Origin of the sequence: Serratia marcescens (genome assembly GCF_029846115.1) — a bacterium.
In the GTDB taxonomy this organism is placed as follows: domain Bacteria; phylum Pseudomonadota; class Gammaproteobacteria; order Enterobacterales; family Enterobacteriaceae; genus Serratia; species Serratia marcescens_L.
Genome location: NZ_JARVZZ010000001.1, coordinates 4,256,260 through 4,277,493, shown reverse-complemented (window position 1 = coordinate 4,277,493; position 21,234 = coordinate 4,256,260). Strand labels below are relative to the sequence as shown.

Genomic DNA, 21,234 nt, shown 5'->3' with positions numbered 1-21,234 from the left:
GCGCCTGCCGTACTGTTACCCGGTACAAAATCCAATTCAATACCGAGCGGGGAACACGTCATGAGCATCCTCACCGCGCCCGATGGCGCGCGCATTTTCTATAAGGATTGGGGCCGCGGCCAGCCGATCCTGTTCTCCCACGGTTGGCCGCTGTCCGCCGACGCCTGGGACAACCAGCTGCTGTTTTTCGGCCAGAGCGGATTCCGGGTGATCGCCCACGATCGCCGCGGCCACGGCCGTTCGGATCAGACCTGGCACGGCAACGATATCAACCAATACGCCGACGATCTGGCTCTGCTGATTGAAACGCTGGATCTGCGCGATCTGATCCTGGTCGGCCACGCCATCGGCGGCGGTGAAGTGGCACGCTACATCGGCCGTCACGGCAGCGATCGGGTGGCGAAGGTGGTGCTGGTGGGCGCCGTGCCGCCGCTGATGCTGCAAACGCCGGCCAACCCGGAAGGTGTGCCCATGGCGGCCTTCGACGGCATTCGCAGCGGCGTGGCGGGCAACCGCTCGCAGTTCTTCAAAGATCTGGCGGTGCCGTTCTATGGCTTCCACTGCGACGAGGTGGAGAGCAATGCGGGGCTGATCGACCACTTCTGGCTGATGGCCATGCAGGGCGGCGTGAAAGGGCAGTACGACGGCGTGAGCGCGTTCTCCGAAGTGGATTACACCGCCGATCTGCTGGCGATCGACAAGCCGACGCTGCTGGTGCATGGCGACGCCGATCAGATCGTGCCGATCGGCGCCTCGGCGCTGAAAGCCGCTAAGCTTATGCAACAGGCGGAGCTGAACGTTTACGCCGGCGGCGCTCACGGCTTGGCGCAGGTCGATCCCGATCGCTTCAACGCCGATCTGCTGGCCTTTATCCAGAATTCGCCGTTCTAAGGGGGCGCGATGAACCTGACTGTTATCGCCGCCCGCTGCGCGCAGCGGCTGCATGCACCCGCGGTGCGCTGGCTGCTGCTGCTCGCGATTTGCGCCGCCTACATCCAGGGCGGGTTGGTCAAGGCGCTGAACGTCGAAGGCGCGGTTGCCGAGATGACCCACTTCGGTTTGCAGCCGGCGGCGCTGTTCGCCGCGCTGGTGACGCTGCTGGAACTGGCGGCGTCGGCGCTGATCCTGAGCGGCTTTTATCGCTGGCTCGGCGCGTTGGCGCTGGCCGGTTTTACCCTGATGGCGACGCTGATGGCCAATCCGTTCTGGCAGTTCGACGGGGCGGAACGCGGCCAGATGATGAATGGATTTTTTGAACACCTTGGGCTGGCCGGCGCGCTGTTGCTGGTGGCATTTAACGATTTGAAGGAGCGAACGGATGGCTGAACAGACGGAAAACAAGGCGGCGGCGGGCGGCTTCGCGCCGCTGAAAATCCCATTATTTGCGGTGCTGTGGGGCGCCACGGTGCTCGGCAACGTCGGTAGCTTTATGCGCGACGTCGCCAGCTCGTGGCTGATCACCGATCTGTCGAGCAACCCCTCGGCGGTGGCGCTGATGCAGACCGCCGCCACGCTGCCGGTATTCCTGCTGGCGATCCCGGCCGGGGTATTGTCGGACATCCTCGATCGGCGGCGCTTTCTGATCTTCGTGCAAATTCTGCTGGCCTGCGTCAGCGGCAGCCTGTTGCTGCTGTCGCAAACCGGCGCGTTGACGGTGGAATACCTGCTGGCGCTGACCTTCGTCGGCGGCATCGGCGCGGCGCTGATGGGGCCGACCTGGCAGGCGATCGTGCCGGAGCTGGTGCCGCGCACCGAGCTGAAAAACGCCGTGGCGCTGAACTCGCTCGGCATCAACATCGCCCGCTCCATCGGCCCGGCGGCCGGCGGCCTGCTGCTGGCCAGCTTCGGCGCCGGCGCGGCTTACGGCGCGGACGTGATGAGCTATGTGCTGGTGATCGCGGCGCTGCTGTGGTGGAAGCGGCCGAAGGTTGAGGACAGCGGCCTGTCGGAACATTTCTTCGGCGCCTTCCGCGCCGGCCTGCGCTATGCCCGTTCCAGCCGCGAGCTGCACGTGGTGCTGCTGCGGGCGGCGGTGTTCTTCGCTTTCTCCAGCTCGGTCTGGGCGCTGCTGCCGCTGGTGGCGCGCCGCATGCTGGGCGGCAGCGCCGGTTTTTACGGCGTTTTGCTGGGGGCGGTAGGCGCCGGGGCGATCCTCGGCGCGATCGCGCTGCCGCGCCTGCGTCAGCGGCTGAATGCCGACGGGCTGGTGTTGCTGGCGGCGGTGCTGACCGCCGTGGTGATGGCGGCTCTGTCGCTGGCGCCGCCGCAGTGGTTGGCGGTGGTGCTGTTGTTGGTGCTGGGCGCCGGCTGGATTATCGCGCTGACCACGCTCAACGGCGCGGCGCAGGGCGTGCTGCCCAACTGGGTGCGCGGCCGCGGCCTGGCCATCTACCTGATGGTGTTCAACGGCGCGATGGCGGCGGGCAGCCTGCTGTGGGGGCTGGTGGCGCAGGAGCTGGGCGTGGCCGCCACGCTGCTGGTCGGCGGCGTCGGCCTGCTGGCGGCGGGGCTGCTGTTCCACCGCCTGCGTCTGCCGACCGGCGAAGCCGATCTGCAGCCGTCGAACCATTGGCCGGAGCCGTTGGTCAACACGCCGGTCGAGAACGATCGCGGCCCGGTAATGATTCAGGTGGAGTACCGCATCCGCGAACAGGATCGGCCGCAGTTCTTGCGCACGCTGTTGATGCTGGAGCACGCGCGTCGCCGCGATGGCGCTTACGCCTGGGGCATCACCGAGCACACCGGCGATCCGGAATGCATCATGGAGTGGTTCCTGGTGGAGTCCTGGGCAGAGCACCTGCGCCAGCACCAGCGGGTGTCGCACGCCGACGCCGATCTGCAGCAGGAGGCGCTGCGCTTCCATATCGGGCCGGAGAAACCGGTGGTGCATCACTTCCTGTCGCTGGACAGGCGGCAGGTGAAGCACTAACTGCACGGCCAGGCGGTGAGAAGGTGCTATGCTTTTGGTCGGTTCGGCGGCGCGGCCGCCGTAAGACGAATGTAGTCAGCACAGGGAGACACATTGATGACGGCACCTTCTGCTTTTGCCCGCGAACTTGGGCTGCGCTATCCGATCGTTCAGGGGCCGATGAACGGCGCGTCGCCGCCGGCGTTGGCGGTAGCGGTGAGCAATGCCGGGGCGCTGGGCTCGTGCGCGGCGGCGCTGTTTTCACCGGCGGTGATCCTCGAACGGGTGCAGCAGATCCGCGCGCAGACCGCCGCGCCGTTCAACATCAATCTGTTTCTGCTCGATGAGCAGCACCCGGATCTCGCCGAGCTGAAGCGCGCCCAGCACCTGTTGCGGCCGTTCCGCGAAGCGCTGGGGCTGAGCGAGCCGCCGATTCCCACTCAATTCGCCGAAAACAACCGTGACCAGATCGCGGCCTTGCTGGAGGCGGCGCCGCCGGTGGCCAGTTTCACCTTCGGCGTGCTGCCGCGCGCCACGGTCACGCAGTTCAAGAAGGCCGGCTCGCGGGTGATCGGCACCGCTACCACGGTGGCGGAAGCCCGCGCCTGGGAAGAGGCGGGCGCCGACTTCGTTTGCGTCTCGGGCTCGGAGGCGGGCGGCCACCGCCCGACCTTCCTCGGCGACATCGAACAATCCTGCGTCGGCCTGATGGCCCTGCTGCCGCAGGTAGTGGCGGCGGTGAAGATCCCGGTGATCGCCGCGGGCGGCATCATGAACGGGCGCGGCATCGCGGCGGCGCGCTTGCTGGGCGCGCAGGCGGCGCAGCTGGGCACCGCGTTCCTGTGCTGCCCGGAGTCGGGCATCGCCGAAGCCTGGCGGGCGGCGCTGAGCAACGCCGGTGATGACAGCACGCGCCTGACGCGCGCCTTCAGCGGCCGCCCGGCGCGCGGCATCGTCAATGATTTCATGCGCCAGATGCGCGTGGAAGAGGCGCAGATCCTGCCTTATCCGGTGCAGAATGTGCTCACCGGCGATATTCGCCAGGCGGCGGCCAAGGCCGGTCGCGGAGAGTTTATGTCGCTGTGGGCCGGGCAGGGCGTGGGCCTGGCGCGGCCGATGCCGGCGGCGGAGCTGGTCGCCACCCTGGCGGCGGAGCTGGAAGCGGTGTGAGCTCGTCTGCGCGATTTACTGCTTTGGCGATGTGGGAACCGCGCAAAAAACGCCAGCGGCAGGCCTGAAAAGAGATGAACAGTCCGGCGTTCGCGCCGGACTGCGAGTTTGTCTTGGCTAGACGAGAATATCGGCGGAAGCGTCGACCTGCCCAACGATTTTAACCAGAAAATCAGGCTGGTTATGACCGGAGAGATTGATCGCCAGATCGGTCACATTCTGCTGCGAATCATAATTCAGCGCCGCTTCATACAGCGAGCCGCTTAAGCTATCGACGAAGTGCAACTCGCCCCCCTCGGCTTTAACCGTCTGGTTGATCCACGACAGATCGATTTTATCCACTGCTGTCTGGAAATCGCGGATCCAGTCCGGTGCGGCGGCTTGGCTGTCGCCGGCTGCACTGAAGACGAAGGTGTCGGCGCCTGCATTGCCCCAGAGCTGATCGGCGCCGCCGGCACCGTAAATGATATCGTTGCCTGCGCCGCCTTTGAGCGTATTGTTCAGTGCGTTGCCCACTAAGATATCGGCGCCGCTGCCGCCGATGATGTTTTCAATCTGCGCGCCGTAGGCGACGGCGATATTCGCCTTCAATCCGCCCACATCTGAGAATGCGCCTTCGTTAATGTTGATGCGCTGATCCTGGCTGTAGCCTGAAAAATCCAGCGTGTCGTTGCCGCCGGCATCCCAGATAGCCGCCACGATTTTGTCCGTGGACGCCTTAACGCTCAAAAAGTCTCTGTCGGTATTCGAGTTGAAACCATAGGTGGTATCGCCGGTGCGCGTGGTGGTATTCGCGCCGTACAGTTTCTGTATGGCGGTAATATCATCCAGCTGCGGCCCCGATGGCCAAACGCCTTTATAGTCGGCACCGGTGTTTTGTTCACTAAAATAGCTCATCAAAGAATATTGATGGTCGTCCTCATAATATTTCGCCGAGTTGGTGTAGGTGGGGTAAGTCGCGTTGGAAGCATCGTAGTTCCCTGGGTGCGAGAGTCCCAGCGCATGCCCTATTTCGTGGGTCAGCGTATCCCTGGCATAGTTATTGGTTTGTGGGTTAGAGGCGTCGTAGCCATTGTTACCGCTGATCCAAATGGTGCTTTTGAGATCGTTTTGCGTACTTTCATAAGAGGTGTAATTGCCCCCGCTGGCCGCTTTATAAAAACCAAATTTTATATCTGCATTTTTCACATCGTTGCCTGTGACTTCGGTAAACGTGACGTTGGCGACGTCTGACCAGGACTGCAATGAAAGCTTGGTTTGGGCCTGTTGGGCGGCGTTAAGCTGTGCGGATCCTGGCTTATCGCTGTCGGTATACACGGGGAAAGAGTAGGTTATTGTTGCCGCATGGTCAGTCACGCCTTTGCCATTGGCGGAATAATGGCTCCTCAGCAACAGATCTGAAACCTCCTCTGTGGCGTATGACGGTTTGCTGCTCCCTGCGTGATCGCCTCTTTCATAATCGGTTAAATAATCTGAGATTTTATCGGTCGCTAATGACATATCAAACTCCTTTGGACGTTGACAATATTGCACCTAACGCTCTATATGCTCGTACACAGGTTTGAAAATAGGGGGTAATTAGTGGGTTATCATTAGATTGCCTCCTTGGTCTGGCTTGAATATCGCACTCAAGCGGGATATGTCCTTATCATTAATCACGGTGAGGAATTAATGGCGCGCAATGGTTGGCTGAAAGCAGTATAGGCATAATTATTTTATTAATGAGTTATTCTTATATGAATCTTTTACATAAGATATGCGTAAAAGGCGTTCTTAAATGACCAGGTGGAATTAAACCTTTATTTAATATTACTCTGTAATTGGCTCGCGAAGTTTAGGTGGCTGATATATCTTTTTGCTTTTCTTTAACTTTTATCTTTGAATAGCGGCGAGTGGCCGCCATTGCCGCAATGCATAGAGGTGGCTACTCGCCGGCGAACGTCATTATTGAGTTCGGGATTATTAAGGGCACCCGCGTACACCGATTAACTTGCCTGATACTTAAAAACGGTAGGTGCCCTGCGCCAGCACGAAATTCATGTTTTTCAGCCCGGCATGCTGCTGCAGGCTGTGGCCGACGTCGAAGTAGACATAGGCCACCTTGAACTGAAGATCGCTTCTCGGCGTCCAGGTGGTTTCGACCTGGTACTGATTGCCGATAAAGCGCGAGCCCTGCGTACTGCCTTTCACCGGGCGCATCGGCCCGAGGTAGAAGGCATCCTCGCGGCGTTGCCGCCATAACGCGTCCCAACTGAAATCGATGGACAGGGTTTGCCACGGCGTAATCGTGACCGAAGGATGGATGGCGATCAGGTTAGCCGGCGCCACCAGCCCGTTCTCGGTCAGGTAGGGCAGCTTGGGGTACATGGCGTTGAAGGTGTTGAGCTGCCCATCGTGACCGTTTTTATCGCCGCTGGCGATGCCAATTTTGCCGCCAAAGCGCGGCTGCCAGCGCCAGTCGCTCACCGTATACCCGGCGTGCGCCGACGCCGACCAGGCGCGGATGTCGCGCTGTTCTGCGCTGCCGAACTGCCAGGCGGCCTCGTTGTCCCAGTCGAATCCCTGCGCTGCGCCGAAAATGCGCGCGCCGACGGTATAGCGCCGCTCTTGCCCGCTGAGCTGCGCGTAGTGGGCATCGCTATCCTCAAAGCCGAAGGTGTAGAGATCGAGCGAGGAAGCCAGCGCGGCCAGCGGCGTGGTGCCGTACAGCCCCCACACCTTTTGGCTGTTGTCGGTATCGTCGTCGAAACTGCCGGTTTTGAGGGTGACGGGGTGGCCGATAAAGGCGTCGAGGCGGTTTTTATCCTTGGCCCAGCTGGCGCGGACGGCGTCGAAAGCGCGGCGCACGTTGGGGCCGTCGCGGGTGCCCATCAGGTGCAGCGAACCCAGCGCAATCTCCTGGCGGCCGACTCGCAGGGTGCCGAGGCCGTAGGCGGTGGGCAGTTTTAAGTCCACATAGCCCTGGCCGAGATAGGCATGATCTTCGTCGGTCGGCTTGCGCCCGCGATCGCGCGGCGTGGCCAGTGACGATCCCAACTGAACATAGGCGCCAAAGTTGTCGCCGTAGTCGAGGCGCGCGCCAATCAGCAGGCGCTGCATGAAGGTGTCGTCGCGTCCGCCGCTCAGATCGCGTTGATCCGTCCATTCATAGCGCTCGCGCAGTGAACCGTCGAAAGACAGGGTGGCCGCATCGCCCAGGGGGATATTTTTCCAGGGAGACGCGGCGGGCTCCGCCGCCAGGGCGGGGAGCGTGGAGAACAGCAACAGTGCGGGAAGCGTGCGTTTCATCATGGATATCCGAAGAAAAAAGCGCGCCGCAGCGCGCCTTGGGTTTATTTAGCCGTCTGGTGAATTTCGGCGATGTAGCCGCCGGGGAAACGCACCAGCGCCGAGGCGCGCCGCTCCGCCGCCGTCGAGCGCCACAGCACCTGCGCGCCGCTGGCCGTCGCTTTGGCCAGCGTGGCCGGCAGATCGTCGACGCCATAGCCGGTGCGCTCATGGCCGAACGGATAAGGCAGATGCCCGTCGGTGACGAAAATGCGCGTTTTGCCGAAGTGGGAGTCCAGCGCGATCTGGCGGATCTTGCCGTTGTCGCTGCGACCGATCGCCGTATCGCTGACCAGTTCGTCGCTCACGACCTTGCCGTGCGAGAACGCCTGGTAGCTTTTCAGGAAATCGTCGACGCGGTAGGCGGAGAGATACAGGCGGTTTTCCGGCACGCTCAGCAGCGGCTTATAGTTGGGCGCCTTGGTGTGCCAATAGAGCTGCATGTTGACGCCGCCGGGCCACTGGATCACTGCGTCGCGGCCGATCGGATCGTCGAAAGGCGCAACCTGCACATCGGCGCCGGCGGCCCTGGCCTGGCGGATGGCGGCGTCCATATCCCTGACCAGGAAACCGTTGCGCTCGGTGCCGAACGGGTGCGGGATCGGCGTTTTGAAATCGAACACCGAGAAGCTGCCGGCCGGCGTCAGTATCAGCTGGGAGTAAGTTTCGCTCGGCGTGGGCGTGACGTTGACCAGCACGCGTTCGGTGCGGGTGCCGCCGAAGGTTTTCAGGATGCTGTCGACAAAGGCATCCATCTTGCCGCGTTCGACGTAGACGTGGGTGGTGTCATATTGCGGCCCCACGGCGAGAGACGCCGTATCGGCCGCCCAGGACATCGCCGGGAGCAGCAGCGCAAGGGCCGATATCCTCAGCCGACGAGAAGAAATACCGATAATATGTTGCATGATGACCTCCAGGTCGCGGTTATTTTCCTGAGTAAAGTGTGATTTCCTATGACCTTTCCCGGCGGTTGAAAAATAAAAAAGAAAAGCGCAGCGCGCGGGGTGAAGCATTAAAGAAGGGCGAGCGTCTGGCGCCCAGGAAAATATCACCCAGGTGCAGAACCTCTTTTTTTATTGGCATAAAAACGGTGAGCGCCTTTGGCGGCCGCGCCCGCAGCCGCTAAGGGGCGGCGATGAGAATAAGGCCCGCCTTGGCGCATGTTGAGGCGAATCGATAATAATCCATAACGGTCTTCTCCTGGATAGGATATATCGCATTAGCCAGCTGAGTTTACGGTCTTCATTGCCGTCTAAATATAAATACAGCATTAAAAGAATTGCTGCCCATCAAATTTTTATATGACTTGTTGAGTAAATACGAATAAGCGGGTAAAGAGAATATCGCGGCGCCAGCCATGGCTCGCCGAAGCAGGCCGTTGAGGGGGCTTACGCCAGGTTTGGGCGATCGTCGTAAGGGTTATTGATGTTCTTAGCGGGAAGGAACAGCGCGAAGATCAGCATTACATAGGGTGTGAAGCAGAACCATGTCAGGCACCAACCACCGGAGTAACCCGCATCATGCAAACGGCGCACATTGGCCGCTAGCATAGGCAGCAAAAACGCCGCAAGCGCGAAAATGGAAATCTCATTCATCTTGCTGGCGATAACGGCGAGATAAAGCAGAAACCAAACGTGCTGGCACAAAAGCAGCATTGAGTAAGGCCCACGGCTTTCGCGGCCTGAGTAAGTGAAGGTCTTTTTGTAACTGCTGAAGAGCGGGTGAGCGCTGTCCGATGTCTTTATCATGCCATCTCCTTGGCTGCGGTTAGCCAACGTCAGCACGAGATTGCGATAAAGATATGCATCAATGATTAAAAAGCCCGCCGACTTACCGTGGCGGGCTTTGTGCTGTCGCTTAGTTAGGCCAGATCGAAACGATCGAGGTTCATCACTTTGTTCCAGGCGGCGACGAAGTCGTGGACGAACTTCTCCTGCGCGTCGGCGCTGCCGTAGACTTCGGCCAGCGCGCGCAGCTGCGCGTGCGAACCGAACACCAGATCGACGCGGGTGCCGGTCCACTTGACCGCGCCGCTGCGGCGATCGCGCCCTTCGAACAGGCCGTCTTCACCGACCGGGTGCCAGGTGGTGCCCATGTCGAGCAGGTTGACGAAGAAGTCGTTGGTCAGCGCCTGCGGCCGCTGGGTGAACACGCCGTGCTGCGTGCCGCCGACGTTGGCGCCGAGCACCCGCAGCCCGCCGACCAGCACCGTCATTTCCGGCGCGGTCAGGGTCAGCAGCTGCGCCTTGTCGACCAGCAGCGTTTCGGCCGGCACGCGGTATTTGCCCTTCAGGAAGTTGCGGAAACCGTCGGCGAGCGGCTCCATCGCCTCGAAAGAGTCCACGTCGGTCTGTTCCTGCGAAGCGTCCATCCGGCCCGGCGCGAACGGCACCGTCAGGGTCAAGCCGGCGTGCTTCGCCGCCTGTTCCACGCCCGCGGCGCCGGCCAGCACGATCAGATCCGCCAGCGAGACGCGCTTACCGCCGGTCTGCGCATCGTTGAAGGCGCGTTGGATGCTTTCCAGCTTGGCCAGCGTCGCGGCGAGCTGCGCAGGCTGATTGACCGCCCAGTCTTTTTGCGGCGCCAGGCGAATGCGCGCACCGTTGGCACCGCCGCGTTTGTCGGAACCGCGGAAGCTCGAAGCGGAAGCCCAGGCGGTGGAGACCAGCGCCGACACCGGCAGGCCGGAAGCCAGCACGGCGTTTTTCAGCGCGGCGATGTCCTGCTCGTCGATCAGCGGATGATCGACCGCCGGGATCGGATCCTGCCAAATCAGCTCTTCCTGCGGCACTTCCGGGCCGAGGTAGCGAGGGCGCGGCCCCATATCGCGGTGGGTCAGCTTGAACCAGGCGCGGGCGAAGGCGTCGGCCAGCTCTTCCGGGTGCTCATAGAAGCGGCGCGAAATCTTCTCGTAGGCCGGATCGAAGCGCAGCGACAGGTCGGTGGTCAGCATGGTCGGGCGGCGTTTTTTGTTCGGATCGAAGGCGTCGGGAATGGTTTCACCGATGTCTTTTGCTACCCACTGATGCGCGCCGGCCGGGCTTTGGCTCAGCTCCCATTCGTATTCGAACAGGTGGCGGAAGAAGTCGTGGTTCCACTGGGTTGGGGTGGTGGTCCAGGTGACTTCCAGGCCGCTGGTGATGGCGTCTTTGCCAACGCCGGTGCCGAAGGTGCTGTGCCAGCCGAGGCCCTGCGACTCCAGCCCGGCCGCTTCCGGATCGGCGCCGACGTTAGACGCCGGGCCGGCGCCGTGGGTCTTGCCGAAGGTGTGGCCGCCGGCGATCAGCGCCACGGTTTCTTCGTCGTTCATCGCCATGCGGGCGAAGGTTTCACGGATGTCGCGCGCGGCGGCCACCGGATCGGGGTTGCCGTCCGGGCCTTCCGGGTTGACGTAGATCAGGCCCATCTGCACCGCCGCCAGCGGGTCTTCCAGGTCACGGTCGCCCGAGTAACGGCTGTTTGGCCCGCCGCTCAGTTCTAGCCAGATCTTCTCCGAACCCCAGTAGACGTCGTCCGGCTCCCAGGTGTCGGCGCGGCCGCCGGCGTAGCCGAAGGTTTTGAAGCCCATCGATTCCAGCGCCACGTTGCCGGTCAGGATAATCAGGTCGGCCCAGGAGATGTTGCGGCCGTATTTCTGTTTGATTGGCCACAGCAGGCGGCGCGCCTTGTCGAGGCTGACGTTGTCCGGCCAGCTGTTGAGCGGGGCGAAGCGCTGCTGGCCTTCGCCCGCGCCGCCGCGGCCGTCGCCGATGCGGTAGGTGCCGGCGCTGTGCCAGGCCATGCGGATGAACAGGCCGCCGTAGTGGCCGAAGTCCGCCGGCCACCATGCCTGCGAGTCGGTCATCAGGGCGTGCAGATCCTGTTTGACCGCCGCCAGGTCGAGGCTGTTGAAGGCATCGGCGTAGTTGAAGTCTTTATCCATCGGATCGGACAGGGGGGAGTGCTGATGCAGCGGTTTCAGGCTGAGCTGATTAGGCCACCAATCCTGATTGGTGGGGCCGTCTTGCGGTGCGGGCTGCTTGCCGCCCGAAAACGGGCATTTGCTTTCAGTTGTCATGATGCGCTCTCTGCTTCCGTAAAGGTGCTCCAGCCGCCGGGCGTGGAGCGGTTAACAAGGCATGCGGGTCAGGCTTGCGTCGGGTGTTGCGCTAAATGACTGAACTCAATGAAATCACATCGCCTTGGCCGCTAACGGGCACAGGGCGACTCATGGCTAAGCTTAGTCAGCGGCGGCGGAGAGATAAAATAGGAATGATTGAATACTGTGATAGCTTGCGGCGATTCATGGCTGTGTTATCGATAGCTAGCACGCCGCCTTATCGGCGCCGCAGCATCACCTTGAGCACCGTGTCCGCCAGCTTGCCGAACGGTGCGCGCAGCAGATCGGTGAAGTGCCAGCGGCTTTGGATGAAGACGCCCTTGGCGTGGCTCAGCGCCCGGAATCCTTCGATGCCGTGATAGGCCCCCATACCGCTGGGGCCGATGCCGCCGAACGGCAGATCGTCCTGGGCAAAATGCAGCAGGGTGGCGTTGACGCTGACGTTGCCGGAGGTGGTGCGCGTCAGCAGCCTGTCCTGCAGGGGGCCGCCTGGGCCAAAGTAGTACAGCGCCAGCGGGCGCGGTCCGGCGTTGATAACGTCGATCGCTTCATCAAAGGCGGCGTAGGTGCGTATCGGCAGCAGCGGCCCGAAGATCTCCTCTTGCATGATTCGGCTGTCGTCGGGGGCGCTGACGATCAGCGTGGGGGCGAGGGTTTTCGGCCGTTCCGCCGCCGAGTCCGGGCGGTGGCCCACCGGAACGATCCGCGCGCCCCGCGCCTGGGCGTCGGTGAGCAGATCCTGCAAACGGTGGTAGTGCCTGTCGTTGATGATGGCGCCGTAGTCATGGCTCGTCGGCCCGTCGGGGTAAAACGCTTTGACCGCCGCGTCGTAGAGCGCGATAAAGTTTTCCACATCGTCCTGATGGATCAACAGGTAATCGGGTGCGATGCAGGTTTGGCCCGCGTTCGACAGCTTGCCGAACGCCAGGCTGTTAACGGTTCTGGCGGTGAGCGCGCCGGGCGCCACGACGGCGGGGCTTTTGCCGCCCAGCTCGAGCGTCAAGGGCACCAGATTTTTACCGGCCGCCTGCATGATCTGGCGGCCGATCGCCGTGCTGCCGGTGAACACCAGGTGATCGAACGCCAGCGTGCTGAACCCGGCCCCGACGTCCGGCCCGCCGGTCACCACCGCGACCTCATCGGCGGGAAACAGCGCCGCCAGCATCGTTTCGATGAGTTGGCTGGTGCGCGGCGTGAGCTCCGAAGGTTTCAGCATCACGCGGTTGCCGGCGGCCAGGGCGGTGGCCAGCGGGATGAAGGTCAACGAAAACGGGTAGTTCCACGGCGCCATGACGCCAATCACGCCTTTAGGTTGGTATTGCACATAGGCGCGCCCGGCCTGGTACGGCAGGGCGACGTGGCGGCGTTCCGGCTGCATAAAGCGCTTCAGGTGGCGCAGCAGATAATCGATCGCCTGCACGGTGACCAGGATCTCCAGGATGTCGGTTTCGTAAGGCGAGCGGTGGCCGAAGTCTGCGCTGACGGCCGCCGTCAGCGCGCCGCGCTCGGCCAAAATGGCGCTCCGCAGGCGGCGCAGGGCGGTTTTGCGCTGAGCGATCGTCGGTGCGCCGTCGCGCAGGAAGGCATGACGTTGGGCGGCAAGCCGTTGCTCCAGCGTCATGAGGATGTCATCTCCCTGCACTTGAATTCTCCTGATGCCGAGTGAAAGCGGGAATGCGGTTTGCCTAACCCGGTTTGACCTTAAAGTGAGCTTTAAACCTATACTCGTTAAACGATCAACGCAAGATCGTCGGCCAACCGGGATGAGGGAGCCAGAGATCCCGGCGCCGCGCGCAGTATATACCTTCTTTTTTAACCATAGTGTAAATGGGAGAAACAACATGGGTTACGTAACGACCAGCGATGGCGTCGAGATTTTCTATAAGGATTGGGGCCCCAAAAACGGCAAGGTTATCTACTTCCACCACGGCTGGCCGTTGTCCAGCGATGACTGGGATGCCCAGATGCTGTTCTTCGTGAACAAAGGATTCCGGGTCGTCGCGCACGATCGCCGCGGCCACGGCCGCTCCAGCCAGGTGTCGGAAGGGCACGACATGGACCACTACGCCGATGATGTCGCCGCGGTGGTAAAACACCTGGGCGTGCAGGGCGCGATGCACGTGGGCCACTCGACGGGCGGCGGCGAGGTGGTGCGCTATATCGTGCGCCACGGCGAGGACAAGGTGTCCAAAGCGGTGCTGATCAGCGCGGTGCCGCCGCTGATGGTAAAAACCGACGCCAATCCGCAGGGTACCCCCAAAGCGGTGTTCGATGATTTCCAGGCGCAGCTGGCCGCCAACCGGGCGCAGTTCTATTACGACGTGCCGGCCGGCCCGTTCTACGGCTATAACCGCCCGGGCGCCAAACCGTCTGAGGCGATCATCTGGAACTGGTGGCGCCAGGGCATGATGGGCGGCGCCAAGGCGCACTACGACGGCATCGTCGCCTTCTCGCAGACCGATTTCACCGAGGATCTCAAGAAGATCGCCATTCCGGTGCTGGTGATCCACGGCGACGACGACCAGGTGGTGCCTTATCAGGACTCCGGCGTGCTGTCGGCCAAGCTGGTGCAAAACGGCACGCTCCATACCTATAAGGGCGCGCCGCACGGCATCCCGACCACCCATGCCGATCAGGTCAACGCCGATCTGCTGGCGTTCGTGAACAGTTAAAGACTCAACGCTCGCGAGCCTCGCCCCTTACCGGGCGGGGCTTTTTATTGGCTGCGGGCGAGCGGATCACCAATGATAGCTGATGCCCATATCGAGCTTGTCTGACGCATCGACGCCGGGCGCGTGCTGCGAAAGGTTATTGAATTCATAGTTAATGAACACCTGCATATTGCCGTTGAGCAACCAGGTGACCCCCAACTCCTCATAGTTCAATAAGTCCGTGTTCCGGCCTGCTCGGGCCTGTATCAAACGGGTGTAGCCGATGTTGGGTTGGATATGGTCCGTCAGCCGATATTTGGCGAGCGCTTCGTAACTTGACGCCGAACCGCGGTTAGCGGTTTGTTGCGGGCTGATGGCGTTGTCGCTTTGGGTGAACACGGCTGCAAGATAGATTTTTTTCGACGCATAGAGAACCCCTTCGGCCAGCGTGTCGATGCGCCGGCGATAACCGGCGGCGTGTTGCTGCCGCTGCGTGGTTTGAGACGCCGAGGCGGCGGCGATGAGGCTGAGCGTCGGCGTCAGCGCATAACGGAACGAGGCGCCGAATCCGTTGCCGTTTTGTTTGCCCGGTGCTTGCCGTTCGTCGCCGTCTTTGAACTGGTATTGCAGCGCGATGGCGGCGCGCCGCTGAAACAGGCTGAAAGGTTGGCGGTAAGTGAGCAGGTTATGCGCCCGGCCGCGCATAAAGTTGTCGATGTAGTTGTAGGCCATCTCTCTAAACAGCGGAGAGCGATCGGTCAGGGCGGTCACATCATAAAGCACGCCCCAGTTGCGGCCGATATCGAGGCTGCCCAGGGCGGCGTTTTGCACGCCGATATAGGCGAGCCGGGTGCTGTTGCGCGTCGCGTCGGCGAAGCTGACGGTATATTCCCAGTGGGCGTAGGCCCGCCAGCGCGGCGCGATCTTTTTTTTGCCTATCAGGCCGAAATAGAGGTAGCTGCGGTCGCCGTCGTCGCGTTCGTTGTGGCCGCTGTAGCGTCTGGCGATAATCGTGCCGTAGAAATTCAGGCTGTTTTGCTGCGATCCCGTCAACGACACGGCGAAGGCGCCGCGCGGTAACAAGGCCAGCAGGGGGAAAAGCATGCCCGCCGAAAAATAACGAGGATTGCGTTTTATCATGATGGCACCGTCCCTGTGCGCGGCAAGCCCGTGAGCTTGCCGCCCCGGCGAAGCTTAAGCGTGCGTTTCGCGTTTAAAGTAGCTGACGATCCCCTGAGCGATCGCCGTGGCAATTTTATTTCGGAAGGCGGGAGTGCCGAGCAGCTTTTCTTCCTCAGGGTTGGTGATGAAAGAGGTTTCCACCAAAACGGAAGGAATATACGGGGACTTTAAGACCACGAAGGCCGCCTGTTCGGTATTTTTGGCATGCAAATGATGGATGGGCGCAATATGTTGAATCAGGTGTGAGCCCAGCGCCAGGCTTTCTTTGATCGTTTCCGTCTGCTCTAAATCAAACAGTATCTTCTGCAAATAGCGGTCTTTCTTGATGACGTTAGGGCCGGCGAGATCGTCCGCCGCGTTTTCACTGTTCGATAAGTATTTTGCCATCGCGCTGCTGGCACCTTTATTGGAAAGCGCAAAAACCGAAGCGCCGCAGGCGCTGGGGCAGGTAAAACCGTCGGCGTGGATGGACATGAAAAGATCCGCGCCATGCCGGTGCGCGATCTCCACCCGATCGTAAAGTGGAATAAAAACGTCGCTGTCGCGCGTCAGGCGGGCATCGATGCCGTGTCGATCGAGCTGTGCACGCACATTTCTGGCGATCTCCAGAACGACATGTTTTTCCAGTGAACCGGTGTGGCCAATGGCACCGGAGTCGATGCCGCCATGACCGGGATCCAACATGACCAGGAATCTTTTTCGCGCCCCGTGAGGTGTGGGGCGCGGCAAACCGTGGGCGTGAGCCAGCGGGGAAATGGCGCCGTTCAGCGCCAAGGTTGCCAGCCCTGCCAACATCATTCTGCGGCGAGATAACCGGGTGTTCAAAAAGTCCGTCTTAGCCATAAGGGTAACCAGCATAAAAGGGAAGGGTGTTATTGTTATAACATAACAAATTTACGCGCCGGCGAGGTTGTCTGTTAGCGGCTGTTACTTTTAATGTCATTCCTTAAATCAACTGGTTTTTTATACTGCATTTATTTTGTTTATTGAATGTTCGTATTGATATTTATTTGTTTTGTATTTGTTAATTCTTATTTTGACACACTATTTAATCCAATATTTCAAATGAGATTTATTCTCCTCTTTAATTGATATGTTATAACGTAATTACTAAAACGGATAAAAAACGGGGTCTTTGCCGCCGGCATGAAGCCACTCACGTTTTTGGAGCGTTAACATGACTTTTAAACACCAGGAAAAAGAGACATTAAATATATTCGCCGTTCTCGCCGTCTCGTTAAGCACGGTCATCGCCATGCTCGACAGTACCATCGCCAACGTGGCGCTGCCGGTGATCGCCAAAGATTTCGGCGTTTCCGAATCGGCCTCCATCATGATTATTAATGCCTACCAGTTTGCCGTCGTTGCCTCTTTGATGCCCTTCGCGGCGCTGGGCCGCGCGGTGGGCAATAAAAAGATCTTTATAGCCGGGGTGGTGCTGTTCGCTTTTTCATCCTTGGGCTGCGCGCTGTCCACGACGCTGTCGATGCTGACGGCATTCAGGGTAATACAGGGCTTCGGCGCGGCGGCGGTGCTCAGCGTCAATGCGGCGCTGATCAAGGAGATATACCCGGAAAGGCTGCTGGGGCGCGGCCTGGGCATAAACGTGATGGTGGTGTCGGTTTCCGCCGCCGCCGGGCCGTCCATCGCCTCGGCGATACTTTCGCAAACGAGCTGGAACTGGCTGTTTACCATCAATGTTCCCATCGCCTGCCTGTCGCTGCTGCTGAGCCTGATCTTCCTGGCCCCCCGCGAGCGGCGCAGCGTTGGATTCGACCGCGGGGGCGCCCTGTTGGTGTTTGTGCTGTTCATCGCTTTCTCGCTCAGCACCATGAGCATGACCACCCACCATCTGCCGGCGGCGGCGCTCAGCTTTGCGGTATTCGCCGGGCTGGCCGGGTTGCTGTATATCAATCAGAAAAGAAAGGCCAACGCCGCGCTGATCCCGATCGCGATGCTGCATAACCCGACGCTGTCATTGTCTTTGCTGATGTCGATGCTGTCCTACAGCACCCAGCTTTTGGCTTTTGTATCGCTGCCTTTCTATTTCCACAATGTCCTGCAAAGAAACGTGGTGGATATCGGTCTGTTGCTGACCGCCTGGCCGCTGGCCACCATGGCGTCTTCGCTAATTTCCGGCGATTTGGCCAAGAAGTACGATCCCAATCTTGTTGCCCTCTCGGGCCTTGCCTGTCTGCTGGCAGGCATGCTGCTGATGGCCAATCTGCCCAGCGATCCGTCGAATGGGGCGATCGTATGGCGCGTGGCGCTGTGCGGCATCGGTTTTGGCCTGTTTCAATCACCGAACAACCTGCTGATCATGACGTCGGTCTCCCATGAAAACAGCAGCATCGCCAGCGGCCTGCTGGGCAGCTCCCGGCTGATTGGGCAAATCGTCGGTTCGGCGTTAGTGGCGATTTTCTTCAATATGCGGGGCGCGCAAGCGACGAATATCAGTTTAATGGCGGGGGCGGCATTCTCGTTCCTTTCTCTGGTGGTGAGCTATATGCGCTTCAAGTCCGCCGTTACGTTAAAAACCAGCAAATAGAAGCACGAGGTTTCCCATGCGATTTATCCCATTAGTGCCGTTGATTATCGGGATGGCGGCGTTTTCCCTTGCCGGCTGCACGACCTACCACGACGTGGCGTTGCAACAAAAAGAGACGGGGCTCAATAGCCAATATTACCTGCTGCAGCCGCCGGTCTATGTCGGCGACCAATTGAAATATGGTCTGAAGGACGGCAGCGGCGGCGAGCTGACGGTGGCGAAGGTTGAACCGAAAGACTTGGTTGCCGACAGCGGAAAAATCATTCCCCTGTCGCAGCTCTCTTTCCTGCAACGCAAAGACCTTTCCACAGGAAAAACCGCCGCGTTGGTCGGCGGCGGCGCGGTCGCCACCACGGCAATCGTGTTTGTGGCCGGGATCACCATCATGGCCGCCGGCATCGCCGCGTCGGCCTAAAGCAGCCCATCGACGCACGCCGCCGAGCGTGCGCACAGGAGGCACCATGTGCGTCACAGTGAAATTTATCGCCACTGCTCTGCTGGCAATATTCGCCTTGCCGACGGCGCCTTGCGCCACCGCCGGCCAGCCGGCGGCGGCCGAACCGCCACAAAGCGTGGCGGCGCAAACGCTGCCCGGCAGCTACCCGCGGATCGTCATCACCGGCAACTGCCCCTTCGGCGTGATCCTGGCGAACGAGGCGGCCTACCGGCACGTCGTCGGCGTGGGGCCCTGGGCGTTCATGCATGCCGATAGGCATGTGTTGAAGGACATGAAGCCTGACATCGGCAGGATAACCTCCGCCTTCATCAATAAGGACTACCGGGTCAACATGGAGTCGTTAATGAATCTACGGCCCGACATTATTTATTACTACGGCAAAAGCCAGGACGATCGGCTGGAAAGGGCGGGCGTGATGACCGTCGATCTGGATGCCGGCGGGGAGACAAAATACCAGCCGATGGCCACCCAGGTATATTGGGAGAACACGTTCGCCGACACGCTCGGCCTGCCGCGCACGCATAAATTCAAAGACGCCTGGGAAAAGACCCTGAAGCAGATCCGCCCCTATGCCGCAGCCATCCATGCGCAGCACGTCAGGGCGTTGTATCTCGAAGAAAGTGACGGCAGGCAGCTGAAGGTGAGTGGCCCGCATACCTACGGCGACACCTACCTGAAAATGGCCGGCATGGACAACGTCGCCGGGGATTTGCCGGTGAAAGGGGATGCCGGCAGGTACATCAACGTTTCGATGGAGCAGATCATGGCCTGGGACCCGGATGTGATTTTCGTGGTTTTCGGCAGCGCCAAAGCGCTGCTGCACGGGGGGATCCCCGGTCAGGCCTGGGAAACGCTCAGGGCGGTAAAAAACGGCAAGGTTTTCTCGACGCCGGTGGGCATTCACAACTGGGGGGGCCTGTCGGCGGAAACGTCACTGCTACCGCTGTTTATGATCAACCGCTATGCCCCTGAAGACATTAGCGACAAGACGCTGCGGGAGGAGACGCGCCGCTATTATCAGACGATGTTCTCCTATGCCATCCCGGACCGGTTGCTGGATGAGGTGCTGGCACAGCGCTAGTGCCACGGTTGAATAGCATTCATTTAATGGGGGGAGCTTGGGGATGCCGGGCAGAGGAAAATATGTGGCGATCCTGGTGGGGCTGTTTTTGGCCTTGTGTGTAGTCGCCGTCGCATCACTGTTTGCCGGCCGCTACGCCTTGTCGGCCCATGATGTGGTGCAGATTTTATGGCAGGGGAACATGCCGGGGGAAAACCAGGCCCGCTATTCGGTGATTTTTAACCTGCGTGCGCCGCGGGTGGTGGCGGTGATGCTGGTGGGCGGTGGGTTGGCGGTCGCCGGCGCGACCTTTCAGGCGGTGCTGAAAAACGCGTTGGCCAGCCCGGATGTGCTGGGCACGTCTTCCGCCTCCGCCTTTGGCGCTGCGCTGGGCATTTTATTGAGTTTGCCTTTTGCCCTGAGTGCCATGCTGTCGTTTCTTTTCGGCGTGGTGAGCCTGCTGCTGGTGCTCGGCATCTGCCGCCTGAAACGCCGGCAGGATGCGCTGACGACGATCCTGTCCGGCATGATTATCGCGTCGTTGTTTATCGCGTTTGTCTCGGTCATAAAATATGTCGCCGATCCGCAGGATACCTTGCCGGCGATCGTCTTCTGGCTGATGGGCAGCTTCGCTTCGGTAGCGAAAGCGCAGGTCTATTGGCTAATCCCGCTGTTTGCGGCGTGTTACCTGACAATCTATCGGCTCAGATGGAAAATGAACATTCTCTCGCTGGGGGATGACGAGGCGCGCATTGCCGGCCTGAATCCGCCCCGGTTGAAGATCCTGCTGCTGATCGCCGCCTCCTTGCTGGTTTCCGCCTCGGTGAGTTTGGCCGGCGTGGTGGGATGGGTCGGCTTGGTGATCCCGCATCTGGTGAGAAGCGTGCTGGGGTATAACCACGGCCGCCTGATCCCGGCCTCGGCGCTGAGCGGGGCGTTGTTTTTGCTGGTGATAGACAATATCGCCAGAGGCGCCACCTACGCAGAAATCCCGATCGGCATCCTGACCGCGCTGATCGGTGCGCCGCTTTTCGCCACGCTTTTTATTATGGGTAATCGATATGATCACCGCTAGCCGGCTATCCTTTGGTTTCAAAGGGCGGGAGCCCATTTTCGACAACGTCAGCTTCGAGCTTAAGCGCGGCGAGATCCTCAGCGTGCTGGGCCCGAACGGCGCCGGCAAAACGACGCTGCTGAGAAATATTGCGGGCCTGTGTCGGCCCAGCGCCGGCTGGTGCGAGATCGGCCGCGTCGATAATCGAGAGGCACGCCTGGCCTATGTGCCGCAGGCGAAGGCGCCACATTTTTCCTATGGCGTACTCGAGTTTGTCACTTTCGGCTGCGTTCGTCAGGCCGGACTGTTCGCCCGGCCGGGAAAGCGCGATTTCGCCAGGGCGCAGGCGGTGCTGCAATCCCTGGAAATCGGCCCGTTGGCGCAGAAAAGCATCGATCAGATCAGCGGCGGTGAACTGCAGATGTGTTATTTCGCCAAGGCGCTGATGGCAGATCCTGACGTCATGATCCTTGATGAACCGGAGTCGAACCTGGATTTTTACAATCAGGCAAAAATGATCGAGATGCTCTGGCGCCTCGCCAAAGAGCGGCAGATGACGATCGTGCTGAATACGCATTTCCTCAATTACGCCGAACGCATCTCCGACAAGTGTTTACTGATGACAAAACGGCAGTCGTTGTTTGGCGTTAAAAGCGCTGTGCTGCGGGAAGATATCCTGGAGCGCTATTTTCGGGTGCCGGTAAGAAAGTGCCACTATGAACACCAGGGCGCCGGCGAAGAAACCTTTATTATCGCTCTGCGCAATCTCGCCTGAGTT

General features: G+C 60.5%; 19 protein-coding genes. 11 read left to right on the top strand and 8 right to left on the bottom strand.

The window, feature by feature from the left end:
* Window positions 1-60 precede the first annotated feature (60 nt).
* The 4 genes from QDT79_RS20460 (at window position 61) to QDT79_RS20445 (ending at window position 4,078) form a co-directional block, all read left to right on the top strand.
* Window positions 61-891 carry an alpha/beta fold hydrolase gene (locus QDT79_RS20460; protein ID WP_147190420.1) on the top strand — a complete coding sequence of 277 codons (831 nt, stop codon included), beginning with the start codon at window positions 61-63 and terminating at the stop codon, window positions 889-891.
* 9 nt (window positions 892-900) lie between these two features.
* On the top strand, window positions 901-1,326 hold the full coding sequence (locus tag QDT79_RS20455; protein WP_063989278.1) for a DoxX family protein: 426 nt from the start codon (window positions 901-903) through the stop codon (window positions 1,324-1,326).
* Complete coding sequence (locus QDT79_RS20450; RefSeq protein ID WP_063989279.1) at window positions 1,319-2,929, top strand: MFS transporter; 1,611 nt, start codon at window positions 1,319-1,321, stop codon at window positions 2,927-2,929. The genes QDT79_RS20455 and QDT79_RS20450 overlap by 8 nt, the downstream gene beginning before the upstream one ends.
* A 96-nt stretch (window positions 2,930-3,025) precedes the next feature.
* Window positions 3,026-4,078 (top strand): NAD(P)H-dependent flavin oxidoreductase, encoded by a 1,053-nt coding sequence (locus QDT79_RS20445; RefSeq protein ID WP_308316996.1) that lies wholly within the window; start codon window positions 3,026-3,028, stop codon window positions 4,076-4,078.
* Between the two features lie 117 nt (window positions 4,079-4,195).
* Here QDT79_RS20445 and QDT79_RS20440 read toward each other — a convergent pair whose 3' ends face one another.
* The 3 genes from QDT79_RS20440 to QDT79_RS20430 all read right to left on the bottom strand — a co-directional run bounded on the left by QDT79_RS20440 (window position 4,196) and on the right by QDT79_RS20430 (window position 8,310).
* Complete coding sequence (locus QDT79_RS20440) at window positions 4,196-5,578, bottom strand: serralysin family metalloprotease (RefSeq protein ID WP_308316995.1); 1,383 nt, start codon at window positions 5,576-5,578, stop codon at window positions 4,196-4,198.
* A gap of 501 nt (window positions 5,579-6,079) precedes the next feature.
* A complete protein-coding gene (locus QDT79_RS20435) occupies window positions 6,080-7,369 on the bottom strand; it encodes an alginate export family protein (protein ID WP_063989282.1) in 1,290 nt (429 codons plus the stop codon).
* A gap of 41 nt (window positions 7,370-7,410) precedes the next feature.
* Entirely contained in the window at window positions 7,411-8,310 is a 900-nt protein-coding gene (locus QDT79_RS20430; protein WP_063989283.1) for a VOC family protein, read from the bottom strand.
* 38 nt (window positions 8,311-8,348) lie between these two features.
* On the opposite strand from QDT79_RS20430, the gene QDT79_RS20425 reads away from it, so the two are divergent.
* On the top strand, window positions 8,349-8,531 hold the full coding sequence (locus tag QDT79_RS20425; RefSeq protein WP_308316994.1) for a hypothetical protein: 183 nt from the start codon (window positions 8,349-8,351) through the stop codon (window positions 8,529-8,531).
* Between the two features lie 262 nt (window positions 8,532-8,793).
* On the opposite strand, the gene QDT79_RS20420 is transcribed toward QDT79_RS20425, so the two are convergent.
* From QDT79_RS20420 to QDT79_RS20410, 3 genes are all read right to left on the bottom strand, one after another.
* Window positions 8,794-9,153 (bottom strand): DUF805 domain-containing protein, encoded by a 360-nt coding sequence (locus QDT79_RS20420; protein ID WP_060420345.1) that lies wholly within the window; start codon window positions 9,151-9,153, stop codon window positions 8,794-8,796.
* A gap of 113 nt (window positions 9,154-9,266) precedes the next feature.
* A complete protein-coding gene (gene katG, locus QDT79_RS20415) occupies window positions 9,267-11,462 on the bottom strand; it encodes a catalase/peroxidase HPI (RefSeq protein WP_308316993.1) in 2,196 nt (731 codons plus the stop codon).
* Between the two features lie 259 nt (window positions 11,463-11,721).
* Entirely contained in the window at window positions 11,722-13,146 is a 1,425-nt protein-coding gene (locus QDT79_RS20410) for a coniferyl aldehyde dehydrogenase (RefSeq protein WP_308316992.1), read from the bottom strand.
* Between the two features lie 199 nt (window positions 13,147-13,345).
* Here QDT79_RS20410 and QDT79_RS20405 point away from each other — a divergent pair, with 199 nt between their 5' ends.
* Entirely contained in the window at window positions 13,346-14,176 is an 831-nt protein-coding gene (locus QDT79_RS20405) for an alpha/beta fold hydrolase (protein ID WP_038877959.1), read from the top strand.
* A gap of 66 nt (window positions 14,177-14,242) precedes the next feature.
* Here the strand turns inward: QDT79_RS20405 and QDT79_RS20400 are convergent, their stop codons facing one another.
* Both QDT79_RS20400 and amiA read right to left on the bottom strand, forming a co-directional pair.
* Window positions 14,243-15,295: a porin gene (locus tag QDT79_RS20400; protein ID WP_308316991.1), complete on the bottom strand. Its 1,053-nt coding sequence runs from the start codon at window positions 15,293-15,295 to the stop codon at window positions 14,243-14,245.
* Window positions 15,296-15,349: 54 nt separating this feature from the next.
* Window positions 15,350-16,180: an N-acetylmuramoyl-L-alanine amidase AmiA gene (gene amiA, locus QDT79_RS20395; protein WP_308316990.1), complete on the bottom strand. Its 831-nt coding sequence runs from the start codon at window positions 16,178-16,180 to the stop codon at window positions 15,350-15,352.
* Between the two features lie 334 nt (window positions 16,181-16,514).
* On the opposite strand from amiA, the gene QDT79_RS20390 reads away from it, so the two are divergent.
* Genes QDT79_RS20390 through QDT79_RS20370 form a run of 5 tightly spaced genes read left to right on the top strand, consistent with a single transcriptional unit; the run spans window position 16,515 to window position 21,231 of the window.
* Window positions 16,515-17,885, top strand: a complete 1,371-nt coding sequence (locus tag QDT79_RS20390) for an MFS transporter (protein ID WP_308316989.1) — start codon at window positions 16,515-16,517, stop codon at window positions 17,883-17,885.
* Window positions 17,886-17,901: 16 nt separating this feature from the next.
* Complete coding sequence (locus QDT79_RS20385) at window positions 17,902-18,300, top strand: hypothetical protein (RefSeq protein ID WP_308316988.1); 399 nt, start codon at window positions 17,902-17,904, stop codon at window positions 18,298-18,300.
* A gap of 46 nt (window positions 18,301-18,346) precedes the next feature.
* Window positions 18,347-19,423, top strand: coding sequence for an ABC transporter substrate-binding protein (locus tag QDT79_RS20380; protein WP_233221869.1), 1,077 nt, complete (start codon window positions 18,347-18,349; stop codon window positions 19,421-19,423).
* Between the two features lie 43 nt (window positions 19,424-19,466).
* Window positions 19,467-20,477: a FecCD family ABC transporter permease gene (locus QDT79_RS20375; protein ID WP_063989290.1), complete on the top strand. Its 1,011-nt coding sequence runs from the start codon at window positions 19,467-19,469 to the stop codon at window positions 20,475-20,477.
* Window positions 20,464-21,231: an ABC transporter ATP-binding protein gene (locus QDT79_RS20370; RefSeq protein WP_063989291.1), complete on the top strand. Its 768-nt coding sequence runs from the start codon at window positions 20,464-20,466 to the stop codon at window positions 21,229-21,231. The genes QDT79_RS20375 and QDT79_RS20370 overlap by 14 nt, the downstream gene beginning before the upstream one ends.
* Window positions 21,232-21,234: the final 3 nt, after the last annotated feature.